The sequence below is a fragment of the Microbacterium sp. 1.5R genome (assembly GCF_001889265.1).
Classification (GTDB): Bacteria; Actinomycetota; Actinomycetes; order Actinomycetales; family Microbacteriaceae; genus Microbacterium.
In genome coordinates this window covers 1,446,023-1,465,507 of record NZ_CP018151.1, presented here as the reverse complement: position 1 = coordinate 1,465,507, position 19,485 = coordinate 1,446,023, and the positions used below count along the sequence as shown (strand labels likewise).

Here is a 19,485-nt window from a genome sequence, read left to right as displayed (position 1 = left end):
GCCCTCGACCCCTCCGTCTTACTGGGCCTGTTCGATCGGCGTGGTCGCGAGGATGTCGACGACGAAGACCAGGGTCTCGCCGGTCAGATCGGTGTCGTTGATCTCGCCCTCGCCATAGCCATCCTTCGGAGGCATGGTGACGATGACCTGCGAACCGACCTTCTGGCCCTCGAGTGCCATCTTGAAGCCCGTCACGACACCGCTGGTCTGGAACTGCGAGGGAGCTGCATCCCGGCTCCAGCTGGAGTCGAACTCCGAGCCGTCCGACCACTTCACACCGCGGTACTGCACAGTGACCAGGTCGCCTGCGCCGACGACGGCGCCGTCGCCCTGCTTGAGGACGGCCACCTCCGTCTCGGCGGGAGCATCGGAGTCCGGGAGCGTGATCGTCGGCGAGCCCTCGTCGTCGAGCTTCACGGTCGGCATGCCTTCGGTCGCGTCGACGTCAGAGCCGGATGCGGTCGTAGGAAGCTGTTCGATCGTCTCGACGTAGAGGACGCTCGGGTTCATGCCCTCCTGCGCGGCGGGGAGCGTCAGCACGACACTCGAACCGATCGGGAGGCACTCGGCCGCCACCGTGAACACCGTGGACTGCGTCGGGTCGACGATCTGCTGAGGCTGCTGCACCGCGAGCAGGGCTGACAGTACCCCGTCGGGGCCCCGCTCCGAGGTGCTGAGCACCTCGTTGGTGGTGGCGTCGATGAGCTGGTAGCGCAGAGACACGAGATCGCCGGGCATGACGTCATCGCCGTCACCCTCGACGACGACCGAGCGCTCGGCCTCCGCGAGGTCGGTGCCCGCCGGCACCGTGACCTTGGCGTCTGCCCCGGATCCCTCGACGGTCACGGCATCGGAGCCGGCGCCCGACGCGATGTCCGCCAGGCAGGAGGTCTCGGCGGCAGGGTCAGGAGTGCTCGTGGACTCGGGGTCCGAGCCTCCGGCGCACCCGGCCAGCAGAAGGGTCGCCGCGGCGACGGTGGACAGGACGATAAGCGGACGCTTGCGCACAGTGGAACCTCAGGATCGCGGGCGGGACACCCCATCATCCCCCATACCCCTTTGCCGATGCTGGGAGACTCGCTCCGGCGCTTCATTCCCACTGGGGCATGATCGCCGGGGTAATCTGCTCTGATGACGTCAGAGCAGTCCGTGGAGCCCGAAACTTCGCCCGCAGAGACTGAGAAGCCTCGACACGCCGGCTTCGCCTATGCGCTCGGTCGCAGCCTCATCACGCCCCTCGCGCGCACGATCTACCGGCCCCGCATCGAAGGCAGGGAGAACGTCCCGAAGGACGGCCCGGTCATCTTCGCGAGCAACCACCTGTCGTTCATCGACTCGATCGCGATCCCGGTCGCCGCACCGAGGCCCGTGCACTTCCTCGCGAAGTCCACGTATTTCGAGGGCCCTGGATTCAAGGGCTGGCTCAGCAAGACGTTCTTCGAGTCCATCGGGGCGATCTCGGTCCGCCGTGGAGCGGGGAAGGCCGCCCTCGACGCACTCGACGTGCAGCGTCAGCTTCTCGATGAGGGCCTCGCTGTCGCCCTCTACCCGGAGGGCACGCGCTCGACGGACGGACGCCTCTACAAGGGACGCACCGGCGTGGCGTTCCTCGCCCTGCAGACCGGTGCGCCGGTCGTGCCGGTCGGCCTCGTCGGCACGGACAAGGTGATGCCCGTCGGCGCCAAGATGCCGACCCTGAAGGAGCGCATCACCGTGCGCTTCGGCGAACCTCTCGACCTCTCGCCCCACGGACCCGCCACGAGCGGGCGCGCCCGCAGACTCGCGACGGACGAGATCATGGCCGCGATCCATGCCCTGTCCGGGCAGGAACTGGCGGACGCCTACAACGAGGCTCCCGCGCAGGGCACCATCGAGAAGATCAAGCAGGCGCTGCCCCACGAGCGCCGCTGACGCCGCCGCCGCTCAGCTCTGCTCGGCGCGGACCGAGGCTTCGTGCCGCACGGGGAAGTTCATCGAATTCGCGATGAAGCACCACGCGTTCGCCTGGGCATGGGCACGTTCGGCCGCCTCTCTCATCGAGGCGTCCGCGACGACGACCTCGGGCCGCAGCATCACCTCGACGAACGCGCCGCCGCCGCGCCCGTCCTCTCGCATCATGCCGGAGGCCGTATCGCGGTAGGAGACGACGACGACGCCAGCCGTCACGCACGCGTGCAGATACGAGAGCAGATGGCACTGCGACAGGGAGGCGAGGAGCAGATCCTCAGGGTTCCACCGGGACGGATCGCCACGGAACGGCTTATCGGCTGAGGCCAGGATCTCGGGCTTGCCGTCGACCTCGAGCGTGACATCGCGTCGATACTCGCGGTAGCCGCTGGTGCCGGTGCCAGAGTTTCCGGTCCAGGTCGAGGTGAGTGAGTAACGGTGCTCGCCGAGCGGCGCGAGTCGATCTGCCATATCGACAGTCTGCCACTCGACTCTGCCGGACGATGTGCCGGACGATGTGCCGGTGGCACGGTCGACACCCATCCGACGATATCCTGGGGAGGTGCTGGAGACTCTCACCGTTCAAGATGCCGTGGAACTCGCCGTCGTCGAACGCAGCGGGTTCATCGAGTCCCGCCACGCGGGGGCGGCGGTGGTCCTCTCACCCGACGGCGACGTCGTCGCTCGATACGGCAACGCCGACGCCCTGATACTTCCGCGCTCGAGCCTCAAGCCGCTGCAGGCCGTGGCGTGCATCACCGCGGGTGCCGCTCTCGAGGACGAGCAGCTCGCCATGTCGACCGCGAGCCACAGCGGCACGGATCGTCACGCCTCCGTGGTTCGCGACGTGCTCACCGAGGGCGGTCTCACCGAGGACCACCTGGGCTGCCCGCCGGCGTGGCCGGGCGACACCGCCGCTCGCGATGAGCTCGTGCGCGAACACGGCGCACAGACACGTATCCGCATGAACTGCTCAGGCAAGCACGCAGCCATGCTCCGTGCCTGCGTCGCGACGGGCTGGCCGACCGACAGCTACCTGGACCCGGCGCATCCGCTTCAGCTGCACATCCGCGACGTGATCGAGCGGCTCACCGGCGAGAAGGTCGCTCACACGGCCATCGACGGCTGCGGCGCCCCGGTATACGCGATCACGCTGACGGGCCTCGCCCGATCGATCCACCGGATCGGCACCGCCTCGGACCGCTCGCCCTTCGCCCTGCACCGGGTGGCCGGCTCGCTGGTGCGTGCGGTGCGTGAGCACCCGTGGACGATCGACGGCCCGGGGCGCCCGGACACCATCGCGATCGAGACGCTCGGCGTGTTCGCGAAGGGCGGTGCCGAAGGGATCATGGTCATGGTCGCCCCGAACGGCACGACCGTCGCGCTGAAGATGCTCGACGGCGGGGCGCGCGCGTCGACCATCGTGGCGGCGACTCTGCTGGCGCGCGCAGGCGGGCTCACCGATTCGGACGTGGCGACACTCGCCGCCGCGCTGCCTCTCGAGGTGCTCGGCGGTGGGGCGACGGTCGGAGCCGTTCGCCCCGGCAGTGCCATCTGACCAGGAGACGACACGCTTCTCATCGCCGGGGCGCGAGTGCCGGGATCACGATTCGTCGGGGCCCGGAGTCGCCGACCAGCGACCACGCCCGGCCCGCATGCGGTCGCGAATACGGCGGGAGCTCTCGCACACCGGCGAGCTGCCGCAGCTCCGCGGCATTCTCCGCGCGGATGAGCACTTCGCCCTCTCGACGCACCCGCTGCCACAGCGTCCAACTGCGCTGCCACGCGTCTGCATCGCCGAGCACGACGGTGGGACGCGTGGGTGCCTGAGCATCGCGCGGTTCGCCGCTCAGAGTGACGACGTCGCAGTCGGGATACGCAGCCGCCACTGACTCCGCCACCGCAGCCACCCCCGGCGTGATGAGCGCCGTGAGGGCACGCCGCGGAGCCCAGCCGTCACTTTCCCGTTCCCTATATCGAGAGGTGCCACTGGATGAACCCGACGACCGCAGTCGCTCCTCGGGGACCCAGACCAGTTGGATCTCACGATCCCCCATCCGCAACCGTCCCGGACCGCGCTGCGGATCGAAACCTGCGGAGTCCCCACCCGCAGCAAGGTGATCGACCCGACTCGGCATCCTGAGCAGCCCACGACGCGGCAGCGCATCGAGAAGCCGCCCGACAGGCGCCGATGCTCTCGTCGCCGTGATCGCGATCGTGGCTCCGGCCCCGTTGCGGAGGATCTGCTCCCAGAGCTGCGCCAGCTGTTGGCCGTACTCGACGGGCAGCTCGCCGATCCGGACGTCGATGTCGTCGCACAGCACGAGCCCTCCGCGCGGAACTCCCCCTTCCGCCAGAGACACGACGGCGTCCCACGAATGCTCTGGATCGCTCGGTATCCAGAGTGGATGCCCATGCTGCTTGGCGAGTGCACGCAAGGCCGAGCTGCGCCCCGACTCGGGTCCTCCGAGGAAGGCGATTCCTCGATCGGATCCGATCGACAGGCGCTCGAGTGGCTGCTCCTGACGTTCCGGATCGTCCGCGCGGCCCAGGATGACTTCGCCGTCCTTGCGTGCCTCAGCGTGAAACTCCTCGAGAGGAAGCATCCGCGGCAGCACCGGCAGCCACGGGCTGCCCGGAACGTCGGCGTCAGCCCATCTCAGCGCGATCGCCCTGAGATCGGCGACGCCGGTCAAAGCCACTCGCATCGCGATCGGCACAGCGTCCTGCGGGCGCCGAACCAGAGCCACGCCCCTCGACTCGACGCCGCCCGGGAGCTCAGCCGCGTCGTCGGCACCGATGACGGCCCGACTGTCAGCGGCGTCCACAACACGCAGGCTCACTCTCAGCGGACAGTTCGCCGCCAACGCATCGCGGATCACGCCGGACGCGCGCTGCGTCCCGAGGACCAGGTGCATGCCCAGCGCCCTTCCCCGAGCGGCGATGTCCGTGAACACAGCCCCGAGGTCCGGATGATCCTGGAGCAGCGCGGCGAACTCGTCGACCACGATGACCAGCCTCGCCATGCCGACCTCACGGACGTCTCGTGCGCCGGCCTCGGCGAGGACCGACTCGCGGCGCCGCAGCTCGGCGGTCAGGCTGAAGACGCCCCTCCGCGCCCCCTCCTCATCGAGGTCCGTGATCACTGCAGCCACCTGCGGGAGCATCCGAAGCGGTTCGAAGGCTGTGCCGCCTTTGAAATCGGCGAGGACGAATGTGACTCGATCGGGTCCATGGCGGCTCGCCATGGCCGTCACCCACGAGACCAGCAGCTCGCTCTTGCCCGTTCCGGTCGTGCCGGTCACGATGGCGTGCGGCCCGTCATCGACGATGTCGAGGAGCATGTCCTCCCGCTCACCACGGCCGATTGCGGCCGGCAGACCGTCGAGCGATTCCGGCTGCAGCAGGTCGCTGAGCGCCACCGACGCGGGGACAGAATCGAGTTCCTCTCCCTCTCCTGTGCGACTGACCCCGATCGCGATCGTCTGATCCCGGGACATGAACTCGGCGTCGACCTCGACGATCCCCTGCGCCGTGCGGACGCGCGCCCGGTGCGGCTCGGTGATGTCGATGACGGTCGTGATCCCTTCCGGAACATCGTCATCCCGATCCAGCAGCCAGATCACGGCGTCGGCCGTCGGTCGAGGATCAGCGCCCTGCACCACGGCCACCCGGAACGAGCCGCGCCGCGCGGCGTGGGCCTGCGGGAACCCCGCGAGCCCCAGCTCTTCAAGACGGGAGCCGACGATGGACATCTGGGCGGTGCCGAATCTGAGACACAGCTGCACCGCGAGCGCCCGCGTCGCGGCGGCGACGAGAGGATACGAGCCGCGCAGTCCCATGCCACCGCTGAGGGGCACCGTCACCGGCACCCGCTCGACCCTCGCGCATCGCATCCGGAAGTCCCGTTCGCGCTCCCCATCCCCGCCCGAAGCGCGCACGCCGCTGTCGCCGGTACCGCTGCCGACGACGACCTGAGTGGCGGCGGCGGGTGGATCGAGGCCGCGTAAAGGGGGCTGCGCCAGGCCTGCCGCTGCGTCGGGATATCGATGCCACCGCAGCTGACGCTCATCAGCGTGAAGCTGCGTCAACTGTGCTTCGACGAGCGACCACGCAGCCTCGCTGTCGGTCGCAGCCACCCGCGACGCCCTGCGTCGGGATCGCGACCCGTCGATCAGCGAAGCGATGATCATCAGGGGACCCAGAACCGCGAAGCACAGAGAGAACAGCGACCCGGTGACGAGCCAGAGCACCACTCCAGCGGCCACGGGGACGAGTGCCGCGACGAACGGTGTCGGAGGCCTACGAGCCGGTGCGGGGGCGGCAGGGATCGCGATCGGCAGAGAGTCCATGCAGCCAGTGGACCGCACACGCGGGCCTCAGAATCAGCCCTCCACAGGAAAAGGACGTCAGGCGGAGGACTCGTCCGTTGTGGAGGAGGACTCGTCCGGCGCCGAGGACGACTCGTCCGCGATCTGCACGATGACGAGCGTCACGTTGTCGCGACCGCCGTTCTCGAGTGCCGCAGCGAGCATCGCATCGACGGCGGCCGCCGGATCGGCGTTCTCGCGGAGGAAATGCTGGATGCCGTAGTCGGTCAGCTCCTTCGTGAGTCCGTCAGAGCAGATCACGAAACGATCTCCCGGGCGCACATCGAGCGTGACGTAGTCGGGAGCGGTGAGCTCGCTCGCCCCGACCGCTCGTGTGATCACATTGCTGTACGGATGACCTTCGGCCTCTTCAGGGCTGATCTTGCCTGCCGCGATGAGTTCCTGCACGACCGAGTGGTCGGTGGTGATCTGAACCAGGCGGTCGTCCCTGAGGAGGTACACGCGCGAGTCGCCTATGTTGAGCGACGTCCAATGCGGCTCGTCGCCCTCGAACTCGAGGAAGACTCCGGTGAGCGTCGTCCCTGTACCCTCGTCTGTGGTCTCCGGATGGTCGGCGATGTCGGCCACCGCCATCTCCAACGCACCCTCGATTGCGCCGCGATCGACCGCGCCGGCAGCGACCACGGCGTCGAGCCGCTTCACCGTGCTGCGGCTCGCGATCTCGCCGCCCGCATGGCCACCCATGCCATCCGCGACGATGAAGAGCGGATAGTCCGCGAAGAACGCGTCCTGGTTCGTCTCACGTCGCCGGCCCACGTCGGTGACGCCTGCCCAGGAAAGGAGCAGCTGACGCTGCGCAACCGTGACGCGGCGCGTCTTCGTCGTCGTCTCAGCCACTCGTCGCCTCCGGATTTCCTGCGGTTCGGGCTACCCCAGGACACTCACATATCGTAGTGGACGCCGCGACGGCCGCACGCGCACCCCCGGCCATCACGCGGAGTCCTGCGGCGCCGACTCTGGGCTGCGACATGAGCATGCCTCCACGTTATCGTCTTCCACCGTTGCTCTTCACCACGCCGCGAGCGCCCCATACAGCACAGAGCCCCCGACCGAAGTCGAGGGCTCTGTGCGGTATGCGATCAGGCCGGAGGCTGCGTGGGATCCGTGGGCGGAACCTGCGGAGCGGCCGGAGGCGCTGCGGGCGGAGCCGGCGGAGCGGTGGGCGGTGCCGTGGGCGGCGTCGACGGAGCAGCCGGCGGAGCACCGGTGGTCGACGGGGCCGCGGGCGGAGCGTAACCGGGCTGCGCGGGCGGAGCGTAGCCGGGCTGCGCGGGCGGTGCGTATCCCTGCGGAGCGGGGGGTGCATAGCCCTGCTGAGGAGCGCCGTAGCCCTGCGGAGCGCCGTAGCCGGGACCTGCTGCCGGACGCGGCTGCACAGGAACGCCATCCCAGACGGTGGAATCGGCGAGGAAGCTGTTTCCTGCCCACGGTGCGGGAACGATGTTCGGGTTCCAGCGCGACTTGTCGAACGCGTTGATGCCGTACCAGACGATCGAGAGCAGAACGAACAGGACCACCCAGACGGCATCCTTCTGCAGCTTCAGTCCGACCCGCCATGCGGCCAGAGCGAGCACCACGGCGAGAGCGATGCCGGTCAGGAAGTTGAGGTACGGAATGAACGAGAGACCGATGCCGATGAGGACGACCCACGGCGAGATGTCACCCAGCTTCGCGAAGATCATCGTGTTGTACACCGGCACCCACGCGCGCCACTTGCCCTGGACGCCAGCCTTTTCGAAGATCTTCATGAGGAAGATCGACGAGATCACATAGAACGCCAGCGCGAAGAGCAGACTGATCAAGAAGACGACGAACAGACCGGCGATAGCCGCCCCGTTGTCGTAATAGTCGTTGTACATGATCCCCTCCGGATCCGATGGAGCGGACGCTGTGCGCGCCGCGAGACCCACCATATCGGTGTGCCGATATTCGGGGCAACGACACACGCGGAGACAGCGCACTGCCCGTCATGCACCGTCATTCCGCGACGACGAGCTCCTCGACACCGCGGTCGTCGGTCGGTCGAAGGACGAGACCCCTCCCCGCCGCCCATGTCCGAAGCGTGCGAAGCGACCGAACTCTCGGGCGGTCCTCCGCCAGGGCGCGCACGAGAAGACCCTTGGACTTCTTGTTGAAGTGATTGAGAGCCCGTCCGTGCTCGGTGACGACCCGCACATAAGCGGAGGGCACGGAGTCCGGCACGGGACCGAGCGCGACGTAGGCCTCACTGCGCAGATCGAGAATGAAGTCGGGGTCCTCCCCCGCTATGGCCGCCGTGGTCGCGTCTGCCCAGTGTCTGCGCAGCGCAGCCAGGCCCGGCACTGAGGTCCCTGCAGCGAGCCGGTACGGCGGAATGAGATCGAGCGCTCCGATCGGCCCCAGCGGCGCCGAGTGGATCCAGACGTGCGAACCGAGCCAGCGGCGAGACGCGGGGTCGAGACTGCCCGCGTCGAGAGCGTCATACAGAACGCCCGTGTAACGGTCAACCGCCGGCATCGTCGCGGCCGAGCGCAGCATCCGATTGTGCTCGACATCGCCTGCCTGCTTGGGGCTCAGCTTCAGCACTCTGCGCGCTGCCTGCTCGTCGTGCGCCAGATCGATGAGCGCATCGATCACCGCTCGGCGCTCGGCGACCAGACCGGGGAGCGCCAGCGAGCTCTCGTCGAGAGGCGCATCGCGTCCTCCTGGTCGCTTGGTCTCCGACGGGGGCAGCAGAATCTTCATGAGACCTCGGGATACAGACGCGTCCGCCCCGACCCACTGAGGGCCGAGGCGGACGCGAGGAACTGGGACTGATCAGGCGATGAGAGCCGCGTTGCCTGCCACGATCGTCAGGACGTCGCTCTCCATCGAGAGGAATCCGTCCTGCGCGTTGGCGAGCACCTTGGTGCCATCCGTCTGCGTGATCCGGACCTCGCCCTGGGCGAGGATCGCCAGGACCGGCTCGTGGCCGGCCATGAATCCGATCTCACCCTCGACGGTCTTGGCGACCACGAGGCTCGCCTCTCCCGTCCAGACCTCCGCATCCGCGGAGACGAGGCTGACATGCAATGCCATGATCAGCCGTTCTCCTTCTGGATCTTCGCCCACTGCTCTTCGACATCGGAGATGCCACCGACGTTGAAGAAGGCCTGCTCGGCGACGTGGTCGAAGTCACCGCGGGCGATCGCATCGAACGACTCGATGGTCTCCTTGAGCGGGACGGTCGAACCCTCGACACCCGTGAACTTCTTGGCCATGTAGGTGTTCTGCGAGAGGAACTGCTGGATACGACGTGCACGAGACACGACGATCTTGTCCTCTTCGGAGAGCTCGTCGACACCGAGGATGGCGATGATCTCCTGCAGTTCCTTGTTCTTCTGGAGGATCTGCTTGACCGTGGTGGCGACGCGGTAGTGGTCCTCGCCCAAGTAGCGGGGGTCCATGATGCGCGACGTCGAGGTCAGCGGGTCGATGGCCGGGTACAGACCCTTCGACGCGATCTCACGCGAGAGCTCCGTGGTGGCGTCGAGGTGGGCGAACGTGGTCGCCGGTGCCGGGTCGGTGTAGTCATCGGCGGGCACGTAGATCGCCTGCAGCGAGGTGATCGAGTGGCCACGCGTCGACGTGATGCGCTCCTGCAGGAGGCCCATCTCGTCGGCAAGGTTCGGCTGGTAACCCACGGCGGAGGGCATGCGGCCCAGCAGCGTGGAGACCTCGGAACCGGCCTGCGTGAAGCGGAAGATGTTGTCGATGAAGAGCAGCACGTCCTGCTTCTGCACGTCACGGAAGTACTCCGCCATCGTCAGAGCCGAGAGGGCGACGCGCAGACGCGTTCCCGGCGGCTCGTCCATCTGGCCGAAGACGAGGGCCGTCTTGTCGAAGACACCCGCCTCTTCCATCTCGTGGATGAGGTCGTTGCCCTCACGGGTGCGCTCACCGACACCGGCGAACACCGAGACTCCACCGTGGTCCTGCGCGACGCGCTGGATCATCTCCTGGATGAGGACGGTCTTGCCGACACCGGCTCCACCGAACAGACCGATCTTTCCACCCAGCACGTACGGCGTGAGGAGGTCGATCGACTTGATGCCGGTCTCGAACATCGTGGTCTTCGACTCGAGCTGGTCGAAGTTGGGAGCCTTGCGGTGGATCGGCCAGCGCTCGGTGACCTCGATGGTCTCGCCGGGCTCGAGGTTCAGGACCTCGCCGATCACGTTGAAGACCTTGCCCTTGGTGACGTCGCCGACCGGGACCGAGATGGCCTCGCCCGTGTCGCGGACTTCCTGGCCGCGGACGATGCCGTCGGTGGGCTTCAGCGCGATGGCGCGAACGAGGTCGTCGCCGAGGTGCTGAGCGACCTCGAGGGTGATCTCCGTGGACTCCTCGCCGATGACGATGGTGGTCTTCAGAGCGTTGTAGATGTCGGGGATCGAGTCGTGCGGGAACTCGATGTCGACAACCGGACCGTTGACGCGCGCGACGCGCCCGACGACCGCGGTCGCCGGCTGGTCAGCCGTAGCGGTGGGGGTCATTTCTTCGTCTCTTTCCTGATGGTCTATTTGCTCGACGAGAGTGCGTCGGCGCCGCCGACGATCTCCGCGATCTGCTGCGTGATCTCCGCCTGACGCGCGTTGTTGCGCAGACGGGTGTAGTCGGTGATGAGCTTGTCGGCGTTGTCGCTGGCCGACTTCATCGCCTTCTGCGTGGCGGCCTGCTTGGCGGCAGACGACTGCAGGAGAGCGTTGAAGACGCGGCTCTGGATGTACACCGGCAGGATCGCGTCGAGGACTGTCTCGGCATCCGGCTCGAACTCGTACAGCGGGTAGACGGCGCTGCCCGCTTCCGAGTCATCGGCTTCCGCGATCTCCAGCGGGAGCAGTCGCACGGATTCCGGCGACTGCGTCATCATGCTGACGAAGCGGTTGTACACGAGGTGGATCTCGTCGACGCCACCCTCATCCGCACCGCGCGAGAAGTCCTCGAGCAGCGTGGCCGAGATCTCCTCCGCCGTGTGGAACGACGGGGTGTCGGTGTCGCCCGTCCACTCCGCAGCAGCCGCGATGCGGCGGAACTGGAAGTAGCCGACGGCCTTGCGTCCGACGAGGTAGAACACCGGCTCCTTGCCCTGCCCCCGCAGGAGCTCCGCCACCTCGAGACCCTCACGGAGGATCTGCGAGTTGAAGGCTCCGGCGAGACCGCGGTCCGACGAGAAGATCACGACCGCAGAGCGGCGGATCGTCTCGGGCTCGCGGGTGAGCGGGTGGTCGACGTTCGAGTGCGTCGCGACGGCGGACACGGCCCTCGTCACGGCCCGCGCGAAGGGGCTGGACGCTTTGACGCGTGCCATCGCCTTCTGGATGCGCGAAGCCGCGATGAGTTCCATCGCCTTCGTGATCTTCTTGGTCGTCTGAGCAGAAGAGATCTTCTGCTTGTAGACCCTGAGTTGAGCGCCCATGAAATCAGTTCCTCACGCGATTACGCGCGACGACCCTTGACGATCTTCTCCTGGTTGACGTCCTCAGCCTCGGCTGCAGCGTGCTCCTCGTGACCCGGGGCGCCGATGGCCTGCCCCTTGCCACCCTGGAACTCCAGAAGGAAAGCGTCGGTGTGCTTGTCGAGCTCGGCGACGGTGTCGTCATCGAGGACGTTGGTCTCGCGCAGGGTCTCGAGCACCTTCGTGTTGCGACGCAGGTAGTCGAGCAGCTCGCGCTCGAAGCGAAGAACGTCCGAGACCTCGAGGGTGTCGAGCTTGCCCTTCGTTCCGGCCCAGATCGAGACGACCTGCTCCTCGACGGGGTACGGCGAGTACTGAGGCTGCTTGAGCAGCTCCGTCAGGCGCGCTCCACGGGAGAGCTGACGACGCGAAGCCGCGTCGAGGTCGGATGCGAACATCGCGAACGCCTCGAGGGAGCGGTACTGCGCGAGCTCCAGCTTCAACGTTCCGGAGACCTTCTTGATCGACTTGACCTGAGCGTCACCGCCGACTCGCGACACCGAGATACCCACGTCGACCGCCGGACGCTGGTTGGCGTTGAAGAGGTCCGACTGGAGGAAGATCTGGCCGTCGGTGATCGAGATCACGTTGGTCGGAATGTATGCCGAGACGTCGTTCGCCTTGGTCTCGATGATCGGGAGACCGGTCATCGAACCTGCGCCGAGCTCGTCGGACAGCTTCGCGCAACGCTCGAGCAGACGCGAGTGCAGGTAGAAGACGTCACCCGGGTAAGCCTCGCGGCCCGGCGGACGACGCAGGAGGAGCGACACCGCACGGTAGGCCTCAGCCTGCTTCGACAGGTCGTCGAAGATGATGAGGACGTGCTTGCCGCCGTACATCCAGTGCTGGCCGATGGCCGAACCGGTGTAGGGAGCGAGGTACTTGAAACCGGCGGGGTCGGATGCCGGAGCCGCCACGATGGTGGTGTACTCCAGAGCGCCGGCCTCTTCGAGCGCGCCCTTCACCGAAGCGATGGTCGAGCCCTTCTGACCGATGGCGACGTAGATGCAGCGCACCTGCTTGTTGACGTCGCCCGACTCCCAGTTGGCCTTCTGGTTGATGATCGTGTCGATCGCGATGGCCGTCTTGCCGGTCTGGCGGTCACCGATGATCAGCTGACGCTGACCGCGGCCGACGGGGATCATGGCGTCGATGGCCTTGATGCCGGTCTGCATCGGCTCGTGCACCGACTTGCGCTGCATGACACCCGGTGCCTGCAGCTCGAGCTCGCGAACGCCTTCGGTGGCGATGGAGCCGAGGCCGTCGATCGGGTTACCCAGCGGGTCGACGACGCGACCGAGGTAGCCGTCGCCGACGGGAACCGAGAGGACCTCACCCGTGCGGGTGACTTCCTGGCCGGCCTCGACGCCGGTGAAGTCGCCGAGCACGACGACACCGATCTGGTGCTCGTCGAGGTTGAGCGCGAGACCCTTGGTGCCGTCCGCGAAGGTGACGAGTTCGTTCGCCATCACCCCGGGCAGTCCCTCGACATGCGCGATGCCGTCGGCTGCGTCGATGACGGTGCCGACCTCGGTCGCCGCGGCCCCAGTGGGCTCGTATGCTGCGGCGAAGTCCTTCAGCGCGTCACGGATGACGTCGGGGCTGATCGATAGTTCTGCCATTGTCTTCCCTTTGTATCTGGGTGCGCGGTTCCCCGCGCGAAGTCGTGTTAGCCGGCGAGCTTCTGGCGAAGATCGGCGAGACGGGCGGAGATACTGCCGTCGATGACGTCATCGGCGATCTGCACGCGCAGGCCTCCGACGACAGAGGGGTCGTTGACCTCGTTGAGCGAGATCTTGCCGTCGTAACGACGCGAGAGAGCGTCGCTGAGACGGGTGCGCTGTGCGTCGGTGAGCGGTGTGGCGCTGTGCACCGTCGCGACCACACGGTCGCCCTGGTCGGCGACGACCCGCGTCGCACGGGTGAGCATCTGCCGAACGCGACGGTCACGAGGCTGGCGCACCAGCGACGAGACGATCACGGCGGTCGCGTCGCTGACGCCCCCGGCGAGAAGCCTGTCGACGAGCGCGCCCTTGGCGTCTTCGCCCCCGAGGCGGCTTCCGAGCGCGAGCTCGAGCTCCGCGTTCGCGGCGATCACCCGGGTGAAGCCGAAGAGCTCTCCCCCGATGTCAGCCTGCGGTTCGGCGATCGCGGCAGCCCTGATCGCGAGTTCCTCGACGCCGTCCACGAGCTGGGAAGCCGATGACCAGCGCTCGGCGACGACCGTCTTCAGGACGGTCTGCGCGTTCTGCGAGAACCCGCCGAACACCGCGGCGACGACGTTCTGTCGCGCCACGACCGGAGCCGACGGGTCAGCGAGCGCGCCGCTCAAATGAGACGACTCCGCCACGGCGCGTGCGGCTGCGAACAGCTCCCGCGCCGTGTCGAGAGTGACGTCCGTCGCTGCGGCAAGCGTCTGAGTGGATGCCGCGAGTGCCTGAGTGGTCGCGCTGCCCATTACTGAGCCGCCTTCTCGGATGCTTCGAGGTCGGCGAGGAAGCGGTCGACGACCGCGGTCGCACGTGCATCGTCGGAGAGCGTCTCGCCGACCACGCCACCGGCGAGGTCGATCGCGAGCGAGCCGACCTCGCTGCGCAGCGAGACGAGAGCGGTCTGCCGCTCGGCCTCGATCTGCGTGTGCGCGGTCGCGGTGATGCGAGCTGCTTCGCTCGACGCGGCCTCCTTGGCCTCGGCGACGATCTTCTTGCCGTCCTCACGGGCGGCTTCGCGGATCTCACCGGCCTCGGTGCGTGCCTCGGCGAGCTGACGGGTGTACTCCTCGAGCGCGGCCTCAGCCTGCTTCTGTGCTTCGTCCGCCTTGGCGATGTTGCCCTCGATGGCGGCGGACCGCTTGTCGAGCATTGCCGTGAACTTCGGAAGGGCGACCTTCCACACGACGATGAGGATGACGAGGAACCACAGACCCGACCAGATGATGTCGTACCACGCAGGGATCAGAGGGTTGGGTGTTTCACCCTCTGCTGCGAGGTTCGTGACAAGAGCGTTCAGCATCCTGTCTCCTTCAGAAGTCGGTTCGGATTACGGGAAGGGGATGAATCCGACGGCGATGCCGACGAATGCAAGCGCCTCGGTGAAGGCGATACCGATCCACATGAGGACCTGCAGGCGGCCGGCCAGCTCGGGCTGACGAGCGACACCCTCGATGGTCTTGCCGACGACGATACCCACGCCGATGGCCGGACCGATCGCTGCGAGGCCGTAGCCGACCGATGCGAGGTGACCGTTGATGTCTGCGAGAACCGTAGTAGCGTCCACGGGTTTTTCCTTTCGTTGGGTGGGACGGCAGTTGCCGACCCGCTCAGTGCTCTTCTGCGACCGCGAGCTGGATGTAGACCGCGGTGAGGACGGTGAAGACGTATGCCTGGAGAACGGCGACCAGGATCTCGAAGAGAGTGAAGGCGCCGCCGAAGGCGAGGGTTCCGACACCGAGAGCGGCCCAGCCGCCACCTGCGGTGAAGAAGAAGAACTGGGTGGCTGCGAAGCACAGCACCAGGAGCATGTGGCCGACCACCATGTTCATCAGGAGTCGGAGCATCAGCGTGACGGGCCGGATGATGAACGTCGAGAGGAACTCGATCGGCGTCACGATGATGTAGACCGGCCACGGAACGCCGGCCGGGAACAGCGCGTTCTTGAAGAAGCCCAGCGGGCTCTTCTTGATACCCGCGTAGATGAAGGTGATGTAGCTCACCAGCGCGAGCGTCAGCGGCACGGCCGCGATGCTCGTGCCTGCGATGTTCAGGAACGGGATGATTCCCGTGATGTTCATGAACAGCACCATGAAGAAGATGGTGGTGAGGATCGGCAGGAATCGGTTGCCGTCCTTGCGTCCGAGCAGATCGTGCGCGATATTGGTGCGGACGAAGTCCAGCCCCATCTCGACGACGCTCTGGAAGCGTCCGGGGACGATCTTCATACGGCGGGTTCCGAGGACGAGGATCAGCACGACGGCGACCACGGCGAGGAACTGCACGAGGTGGATTCGGTGCACGGGGATACCCGCGACTTCGAAGAGGATCTCCGGGAAGAACTCGTCGATCGAAGGTCCGTGGAACTCGCCGTCAGAGGCGAGTTTGGGCATCAGGGTCGCAGCAAGATTGAACAGCGCGGGCTCCAGCTTCGGGGCACCGGTCAGAACCGGGGCGACGATGGTCGGTGTGCTTCAAGCGCAAGCGCTCGCGGGCGAGCGGCGGGCACGTCTCAACACTATCAGAATAAGGGGGTGTCCTAAGACCGCGGGGGCTGTTCGCCGGAGCCTTCCTGCGCAGGGGGTTCGGGCACGATGTGGTGGCGCCCGGGCGCACGATCCTCCGGCACGACGGTCGGCAGCTCCACCCCCGGCGCGCGGTCGATCGGAGCCTCGGAGGGAAGGGACGCGTCGCTCACGTGCGGAAGGCGCATCCGCGTGATGACGATCACGTCGATGACGAGGGTCGCCACCACGCCCGTGACGATCGACAGGAAGAACACCATCGGCTCGATCCACGGCTGCCCGCTCAGGACGATCATGATCACGACGAAGAGGCCGAGCTTCAGAAGCCATCCGCCGAGCACGATCGCGAAGAACAGCTGCACGTAGAGCGGATCGCCGAACCAGCGGTTGGCAATGAGGATGCTGAGGGCGGTGATGCCGAGGAACAGCATGGCGAGCACGACGCCCAGCAGCCCGCTGACGAGACCTTCTGTCCCGCCGACGAGGAGGCCGATCGCTCCGGCGACGATCGCGAGGACCGCCATCGAGACCGCGGACCAGATCAGCGTCCTCCGCAGGATCGGATTGCTGGAAACAGGGCTCGGGCTCACGGGGACTCCACGGGTGTCGGGTCGGACTCAGCAGACGCCGCGGGCTTCCGTCGGCGCAGAGGATTCAGGGTGATGACGAGGCACGCGGCGATTCCCACCAGGCCGAACACGACTCCGGGGAGGTACTGGCCGGGCCAGTCCTCACGCGCGCCCACGTACATGAGGAGGACGGCCAGGGAGATGACCGCGGTCCAGGCGTAGAAGATGAGCACGGCGTCGCGGTCGCGGTGGCCGAGGTCGAGCATGCGGTGATGCAGGTGCTTGCGGTCGGGTGAGAACGGCGACTTCCCCGCGTTCATCCGTCGCAGCACTGCGAGCCCGAAATCGAGGAGCGGCAGCAGCACGACCAGAAGAGGAAGGAGGATCGGGATGAACGCGCCGAGGAGCTGCGATCGTCCGAGTCGCTCGGGATCGAGGGCCGACGGCTCGAGCTGCCCGGTCACGGCGATCGCGGACGTCGCCATCAGCAGACCGATCACGAGCGCTCCCGAATCGCCCATGAAGAGCTTCGCAGGACTCCAGTTGAACGGGAGGAAGCCGAGGCACGCGCCGATCAGCACTGCGGCGAGGAAGGATGCGAGGTTGAAGTAGCTCGATGCTCCGGTGTCACGCGTCAGGATGTAGGAGTAGGCGAAGAACACGCCGTTCGCGATCAGGCAGACGCCGGCGACGAGGCCGTCGAGGCCGTCGATGAAGTTGACGGCGTTCATCACGATGACGATCGCGAACATCGTGATGGTGATGCTCAGCCAGCTCGAGAAGACGATCAGATCGCCGAACGGCAGGGAGAGGATCTGCAGCCCGCCACCGACGGTGATGATCCCGGCAGCGAGGAACTGTGCGCCGAGCTTGATCATCCAGTCGAGATCCCACAGATCGTCGACGACGCCGATGACGGCGATCAAGAGGGATGCGGCGAGGATCGACCACATCGTCTGCGGCGGCATCCACATGGTGGTGAAGAACGGATTCAGAGCCGAGACACCGATCGCCGCTGCGATGCCGAGGAAGATCGCGACGCCACCGAGACGGGGAGTGGGAGTCGTGTGCACATCCCGCTCTCGGATGCCGGGGTACAGCTTGAAACGCAGGCTCAGCTTCCAGACCGCCCAGGTCAACGCGAAGGTGATCGCGGCGGTCAGGATGATCGTGAGGAGGTACTGCTTCACGAATCCCCGTCCGATTCCGGCGACGGCGCCTCGGGTTCGAGCAGGTCGCCGAGCACCTCCTCCAGCCGTTCGCGGCTGACGGCGCCGGCTCTGAGGATGCGAACACCACCGGCGGCGGGCTCTGCGCCGCGGGGAACCAGGGAGGTCGCGTCGACGATCGTCGACGCGACCCCGTCGCGACTGACGCCGTCTGCGAGATACACCGACACGCTGTCTCCGAGCATCCGCTCGGCATCGAACGCGGAGATCGCCGACTCACGGCCGGTGAGGTTCGCGCTGGAGACGGCCAGCGGTCCGGTCTCCGCCAGGAGCTCCAGCGCGACGCGCCCCTCGGGCATTCTGACGGCGACGGTCCCCTCCGTGTCGCCCAGGTCCCAGACGAGAGAGGGCTGAGCGGGGAGAACGATGGTCAGGCCGCCGGGCCAGAAGGCGTCGACGAGTCGCTGGACGGGCTCGGGAACGGACTCCGCCAGCGCGTGCAGCGTCTCCTTCGTGCCGATAAGCACGGGAGGCGGCTGATTGCGCCCTCGCCCTTTGGCGTCGAGGAGGCGCTGTACGGCAGCGGGAGAGAACGCGTCGGCGGCGACGCCGTAGACCGTGTCGGTGGGCATGACGATGAGTTCGCCGCGGGCGATGGCCTGGCGGGCGTGGCGCATGCCGGCGAGGAGCTGGGCCTCGTCGCCGCAATCGAAGATGGAGGACATGACGATCCGATTCTAGTTGGCGATGTCTGTGCGGTTCGTGTCTGCGCGTCAGGGACGCAGAGCGGTCGTCGCGCGGTCTCGCAAGGTGAGGTCGCGGTGCGTCGCGGCGGCACGCCAGCCGTCGCGCGTGAGGATGCTGCGGATCTCCTCGCCCTGGAGCTCCCCGTGCTCGATCACCAGCAGCCCGCCCGGATGCAGCAGCTCGAGCGCGCGCACGCTGAGCACACGCACGATGTCGAGCCCGTCTTCTCCCCCGTACAGCGCCATCGACGGATCGAAGAGCCGAACCTCAGGGTCACGAGGCACCGCGGCGTCCGGAACGTACGGCGGGTTCGAGATCACGACGGAGGCAGTGCCGTCCAGCTCCGCGAACGCGTGCGCCAGGTCGTCGTTCACGAGGGTGAGGTTGGCCACCCCCGCCGTGTTCCGAGCCGCCCACGGATACGCGTCGGGCGAGAGCTCGGCGGCGAAGATACGCGCATGGGGCACCTCGGTGGCCATGGCGAGTGCTATCGCCCCGCTGCCGGTGCCGAGATCGATGCCGATCGGGTCGGGAAGCGCGGACCCGAGGAGCGCGTCGATCGCGTACTGCACGACCGTCTCGGTCTCAGGTCGCGGGACGAAGACTCCGGGCCCGACCGCGAGCTCGAGGTGGCGGAACGGCGCCGTTCCGGTGATGTGCTGCAACGGCTCCCTGCTCGCACGACGGGCGACCAGAGCCCGCAACGCCTCGGCGTCCGCCTCCTCCACCGCATCACCGCGGATGATCGATGCCTGCACCTCACCACGCCGCGCGCCGAGGACGTGACCGGCGAGCAGCTCCGCGTCGACGAGAGGATCCGTGACGCCGGCGTCTGCGAGCTGTCGGGCCGCCGCATGCACGGCGGAGGCGAGGGAGAGATCGGACATGGATCAAGCGTAGAGCGCAGCAGGTGTCATATTGCCCACCCCCCTAGGGCTCTCGCCTAGGCTGG

Annotated in this window: 20 protein-coding genes; 2 read left to right on the top strand and 18 right to left on the bottom strand. The window is 67.2% G+C overall.

Translation table 11 applies throughout. From position 1 onward, the window contains the following. Nucleotides 1-18: 18 nt before the first annotated feature. Entirely contained in the window at nucleotides 19-1,008 is a 990-nt protein-coding gene (locus tag BMW26_RS06825; RefSeq protein ID WP_056278410.1) for an FKBP-type peptidyl-prolyl cis-trans isomerase, read from the bottom strand. 123 nt (nucleotides 1,009-1,131) lie between these two features. Here BMW26_RS06825 and BMW26_RS06820 point away from each other — a divergent pair, with 123 nt between their 5' ends. Further along, complete coding sequence (locus BMW26_RS06820; RefSeq protein WP_072591116.1) at nucleotides 1,132-1,911, top strand: lysophospholipid acyltransferase family protein; 780 nt, start codon at nucleotides 1,132-1,134, stop codon at nucleotides 1,909-1,911. Between the two features lie 12 nt (nucleotides 1,912-1,923). Here the strand turns inward: BMW26_RS06820 and BMW26_RS06815 are convergent, their stop codons facing one another. Next, entirely contained in the window at nucleotides 1,924-2,418 is a 495-nt protein-coding gene (locus BMW26_RS06815; protein WP_072592262.1) for an OsmC family protein, read from the bottom strand. Nucleotides 2,419-2,509: 91 nt separating this feature from the next. On the opposite strand from BMW26_RS06815, the gene BMW26_RS06810 reads away from it, so the two are divergent. Next, the gene (locus BMW26_RS06810) at nucleotides 2,510-3,505 is read left to right on the top strand and encodes an asparaginase (protein WP_053095770.1); all 996 of its coding nucleotides are present in this window, start codon (nucleotides 2,510-2,512) and stop codon (nucleotides 3,503-3,505) included. A gap of 19 nt (nucleotides 3,506-3,524) precedes the next feature. Here BMW26_RS06810 and BMW26_RS06805 read toward each other — a convergent pair whose 3' ends face one another. The 16 genes from BMW26_RS06805 to prmC all read right to left on the bottom strand — a co-directional run bounded on the left by BMW26_RS06805 (nucleotide 3,525) and on the right by prmC (nucleotide 19,420). Further along, nucleotides 3,525-6,299: an FtsK/SpoIIIE domain-containing protein gene (locus tag BMW26_RS06805; RefSeq protein WP_072591115.1), complete on the bottom strand. Its 2,775-nt coding sequence runs from the start codon at nucleotides 6,297-6,299 to the stop codon at nucleotides 3,525-3,527. A 57-nt stretch (nucleotides 6,300-6,356) separates the two neighbouring features. Next, complete coding sequence (locus BMW26_RS06800; protein WP_072591114.1) at nucleotides 6,357-7,175, bottom strand: PP2C family protein-serine/threonine phosphatase; 819 nt, start codon at nucleotides 7,173-7,175, stop codon at nucleotides 6,357-6,359. A gap of 242 nt (nucleotides 7,176-7,417) precedes the next feature. Continuing rightward, entirely contained in the window at nucleotides 7,418-8,197 is a 780-nt protein-coding gene (locus BMW26_RS17595) for a DUF5684 domain-containing protein (protein WP_157538147.1), read from the bottom strand. A gap of 118 nt (nucleotides 8,198-8,315) precedes the next feature. Further along, nucleotides 8,316-9,062: a YaaA family protein gene (locus BMW26_RS06790; RefSeq protein ID WP_072591113.1), complete on the bottom strand. Its 747-nt coding sequence runs from the start codon at nucleotides 9,060-9,062 to the stop codon at nucleotides 8,316-8,318. Between the two features lie 72 nt (nucleotides 9,063-9,134). After that, on the bottom strand, nucleotides 9,135-9,395 hold the full coding sequence (locus BMW26_RS06785; protein ID WP_053095764.1) for a F0F1 ATP synthase subunit epsilon: 261 nt from the start codon (nucleotides 9,393-9,395) through the stop codon (nucleotides 9,135-9,137). 2 nt (nucleotides 9,396-9,397) lie between these two features. Beyond that, on the bottom strand, nucleotides 9,398-10,852 hold the full coding sequence (atpD, locus tag BMW26_RS06780; RefSeq protein WP_053095763.1) for a F0F1 ATP synthase subunit beta: 1,455 nt from the start codon (nucleotides 10,850-10,852) through the stop codon (nucleotides 9,398-9,400). A gap of 23 nt (nucleotides 10,853-10,875) precedes the next feature. After that, the gene (locus BMW26_RS06775) at nucleotides 10,876-11,775 is read right to left on the bottom strand and encodes a F0F1 ATP synthase subunit gamma (RefSeq protein ID WP_053095762.1); all 900 of its coding nucleotides are present in this window, start codon (nucleotides 11,773-11,775) and stop codon (nucleotides 10,876-10,878) included. 20 nt (nucleotides 11,776-11,795) lie between these two features. After that, nucleotides 11,796-13,436, bottom strand: a complete 1,641-nt coding sequence (gene atpA, locus BMW26_RS06770; protein WP_053095761.1) for a F0F1 ATP synthase subunit alpha — start codon at nucleotides 13,434-13,436, stop codon at nucleotides 11,796-11,798. Between the two features lie 47 nt (nucleotides 13,437-13,483). After that, nucleotides 13,484-14,272, bottom strand: a complete 789-nt coding sequence (locus BMW26_RS06765) for a F0F1 ATP synthase subunit delta (protein WP_053095760.1) — start codon at nucleotides 14,270-14,272, stop codon at nucleotides 13,484-13,486. After that, the gene (locus tag BMW26_RS06760) at nucleotides 14,272-14,826 is read right to left on the bottom strand and encodes a F0F1 ATP synthase subunit B (RefSeq protein ID WP_053095759.1); all 555 of its coding nucleotides are present in this window, start codon (nucleotides 14,824-14,826) and stop codon (nucleotides 14,272-14,274) included. Before BMW26_RS06760 ends, BMW26_RS06765 begins: the two co-directional genes overlap by 1 nt. Before the next feature lie 27 nt (nucleotides 14,827-14,853). Continuing rightward, nucleotides 14,854-15,090: an ATP synthase F0 subunit C gene (atpE, locus tag BMW26_RS06755; RefSeq protein ID WP_042541851.1), complete on the bottom strand. Its 237-nt coding sequence runs from the start codon at nucleotides 15,088-15,090 to the stop codon at nucleotides 14,854-14,856. Nucleotides 15,091-15,133: 43 nt separating this feature from the next. Beyond that, complete coding sequence (gene atpB, locus BMW26_RS06750; protein ID WP_053095758.1) at nucleotides 15,134-15,916, bottom strand: F0F1 ATP synthase subunit A; 783 nt, start codon at nucleotides 15,914-15,916, stop codon at nucleotides 15,134-15,136. 146 nt (nucleotides 15,917-16,062) lie between these two features. Continuing rightward, complete coding sequence (locus BMW26_RS06745; RefSeq protein WP_072591112.1) at nucleotides 16,063-16,638, bottom strand: hypothetical protein; 576 nt, start codon at nucleotides 16,636-16,638, stop codon at nucleotides 16,063-16,065. After that, the gene (locus BMW26_RS06740; RefSeq protein WP_053095756.1) at nucleotides 16,635-17,807 is read right to left on the bottom strand and encodes an MraY family glycosyltransferase; all 1,173 of its coding nucleotides are present in this window, start codon (nucleotides 17,805-17,807) and stop codon (nucleotides 16,635-16,637) included. The genes BMW26_RS06745 and BMW26_RS06740 overlap by 4 nt, the downstream gene beginning before the upstream one ends. Then, nucleotides 17,804-18,511 (bottom strand): L-threonylcarbamoyladenylate synthase, encoded by a 708-nt coding sequence (locus BMW26_RS06735; protein WP_053095755.1) that lies wholly within the window; start codon nucleotides 18,509-18,511, stop codon nucleotides 17,804-17,806. Before BMW26_RS06735 ends, BMW26_RS06740 begins: the two co-directional genes overlap by 4 nt. Before the next feature lie 48 nt (nucleotides 18,512-18,559). After that, nucleotides 18,560-19,420 (bottom strand): peptide chain release factor N(5)-glutamine methyltransferase, encoded by an 861-nt coding sequence (prmC, locus tag BMW26_RS06730; RefSeq protein ID WP_056278391.1) that lies wholly within the window; start codon nucleotides 19,418-19,420, stop codon nucleotides 18,560-18,562. Nucleotides 19,421-19,485 lie beyond the last annotated feature (65 nt).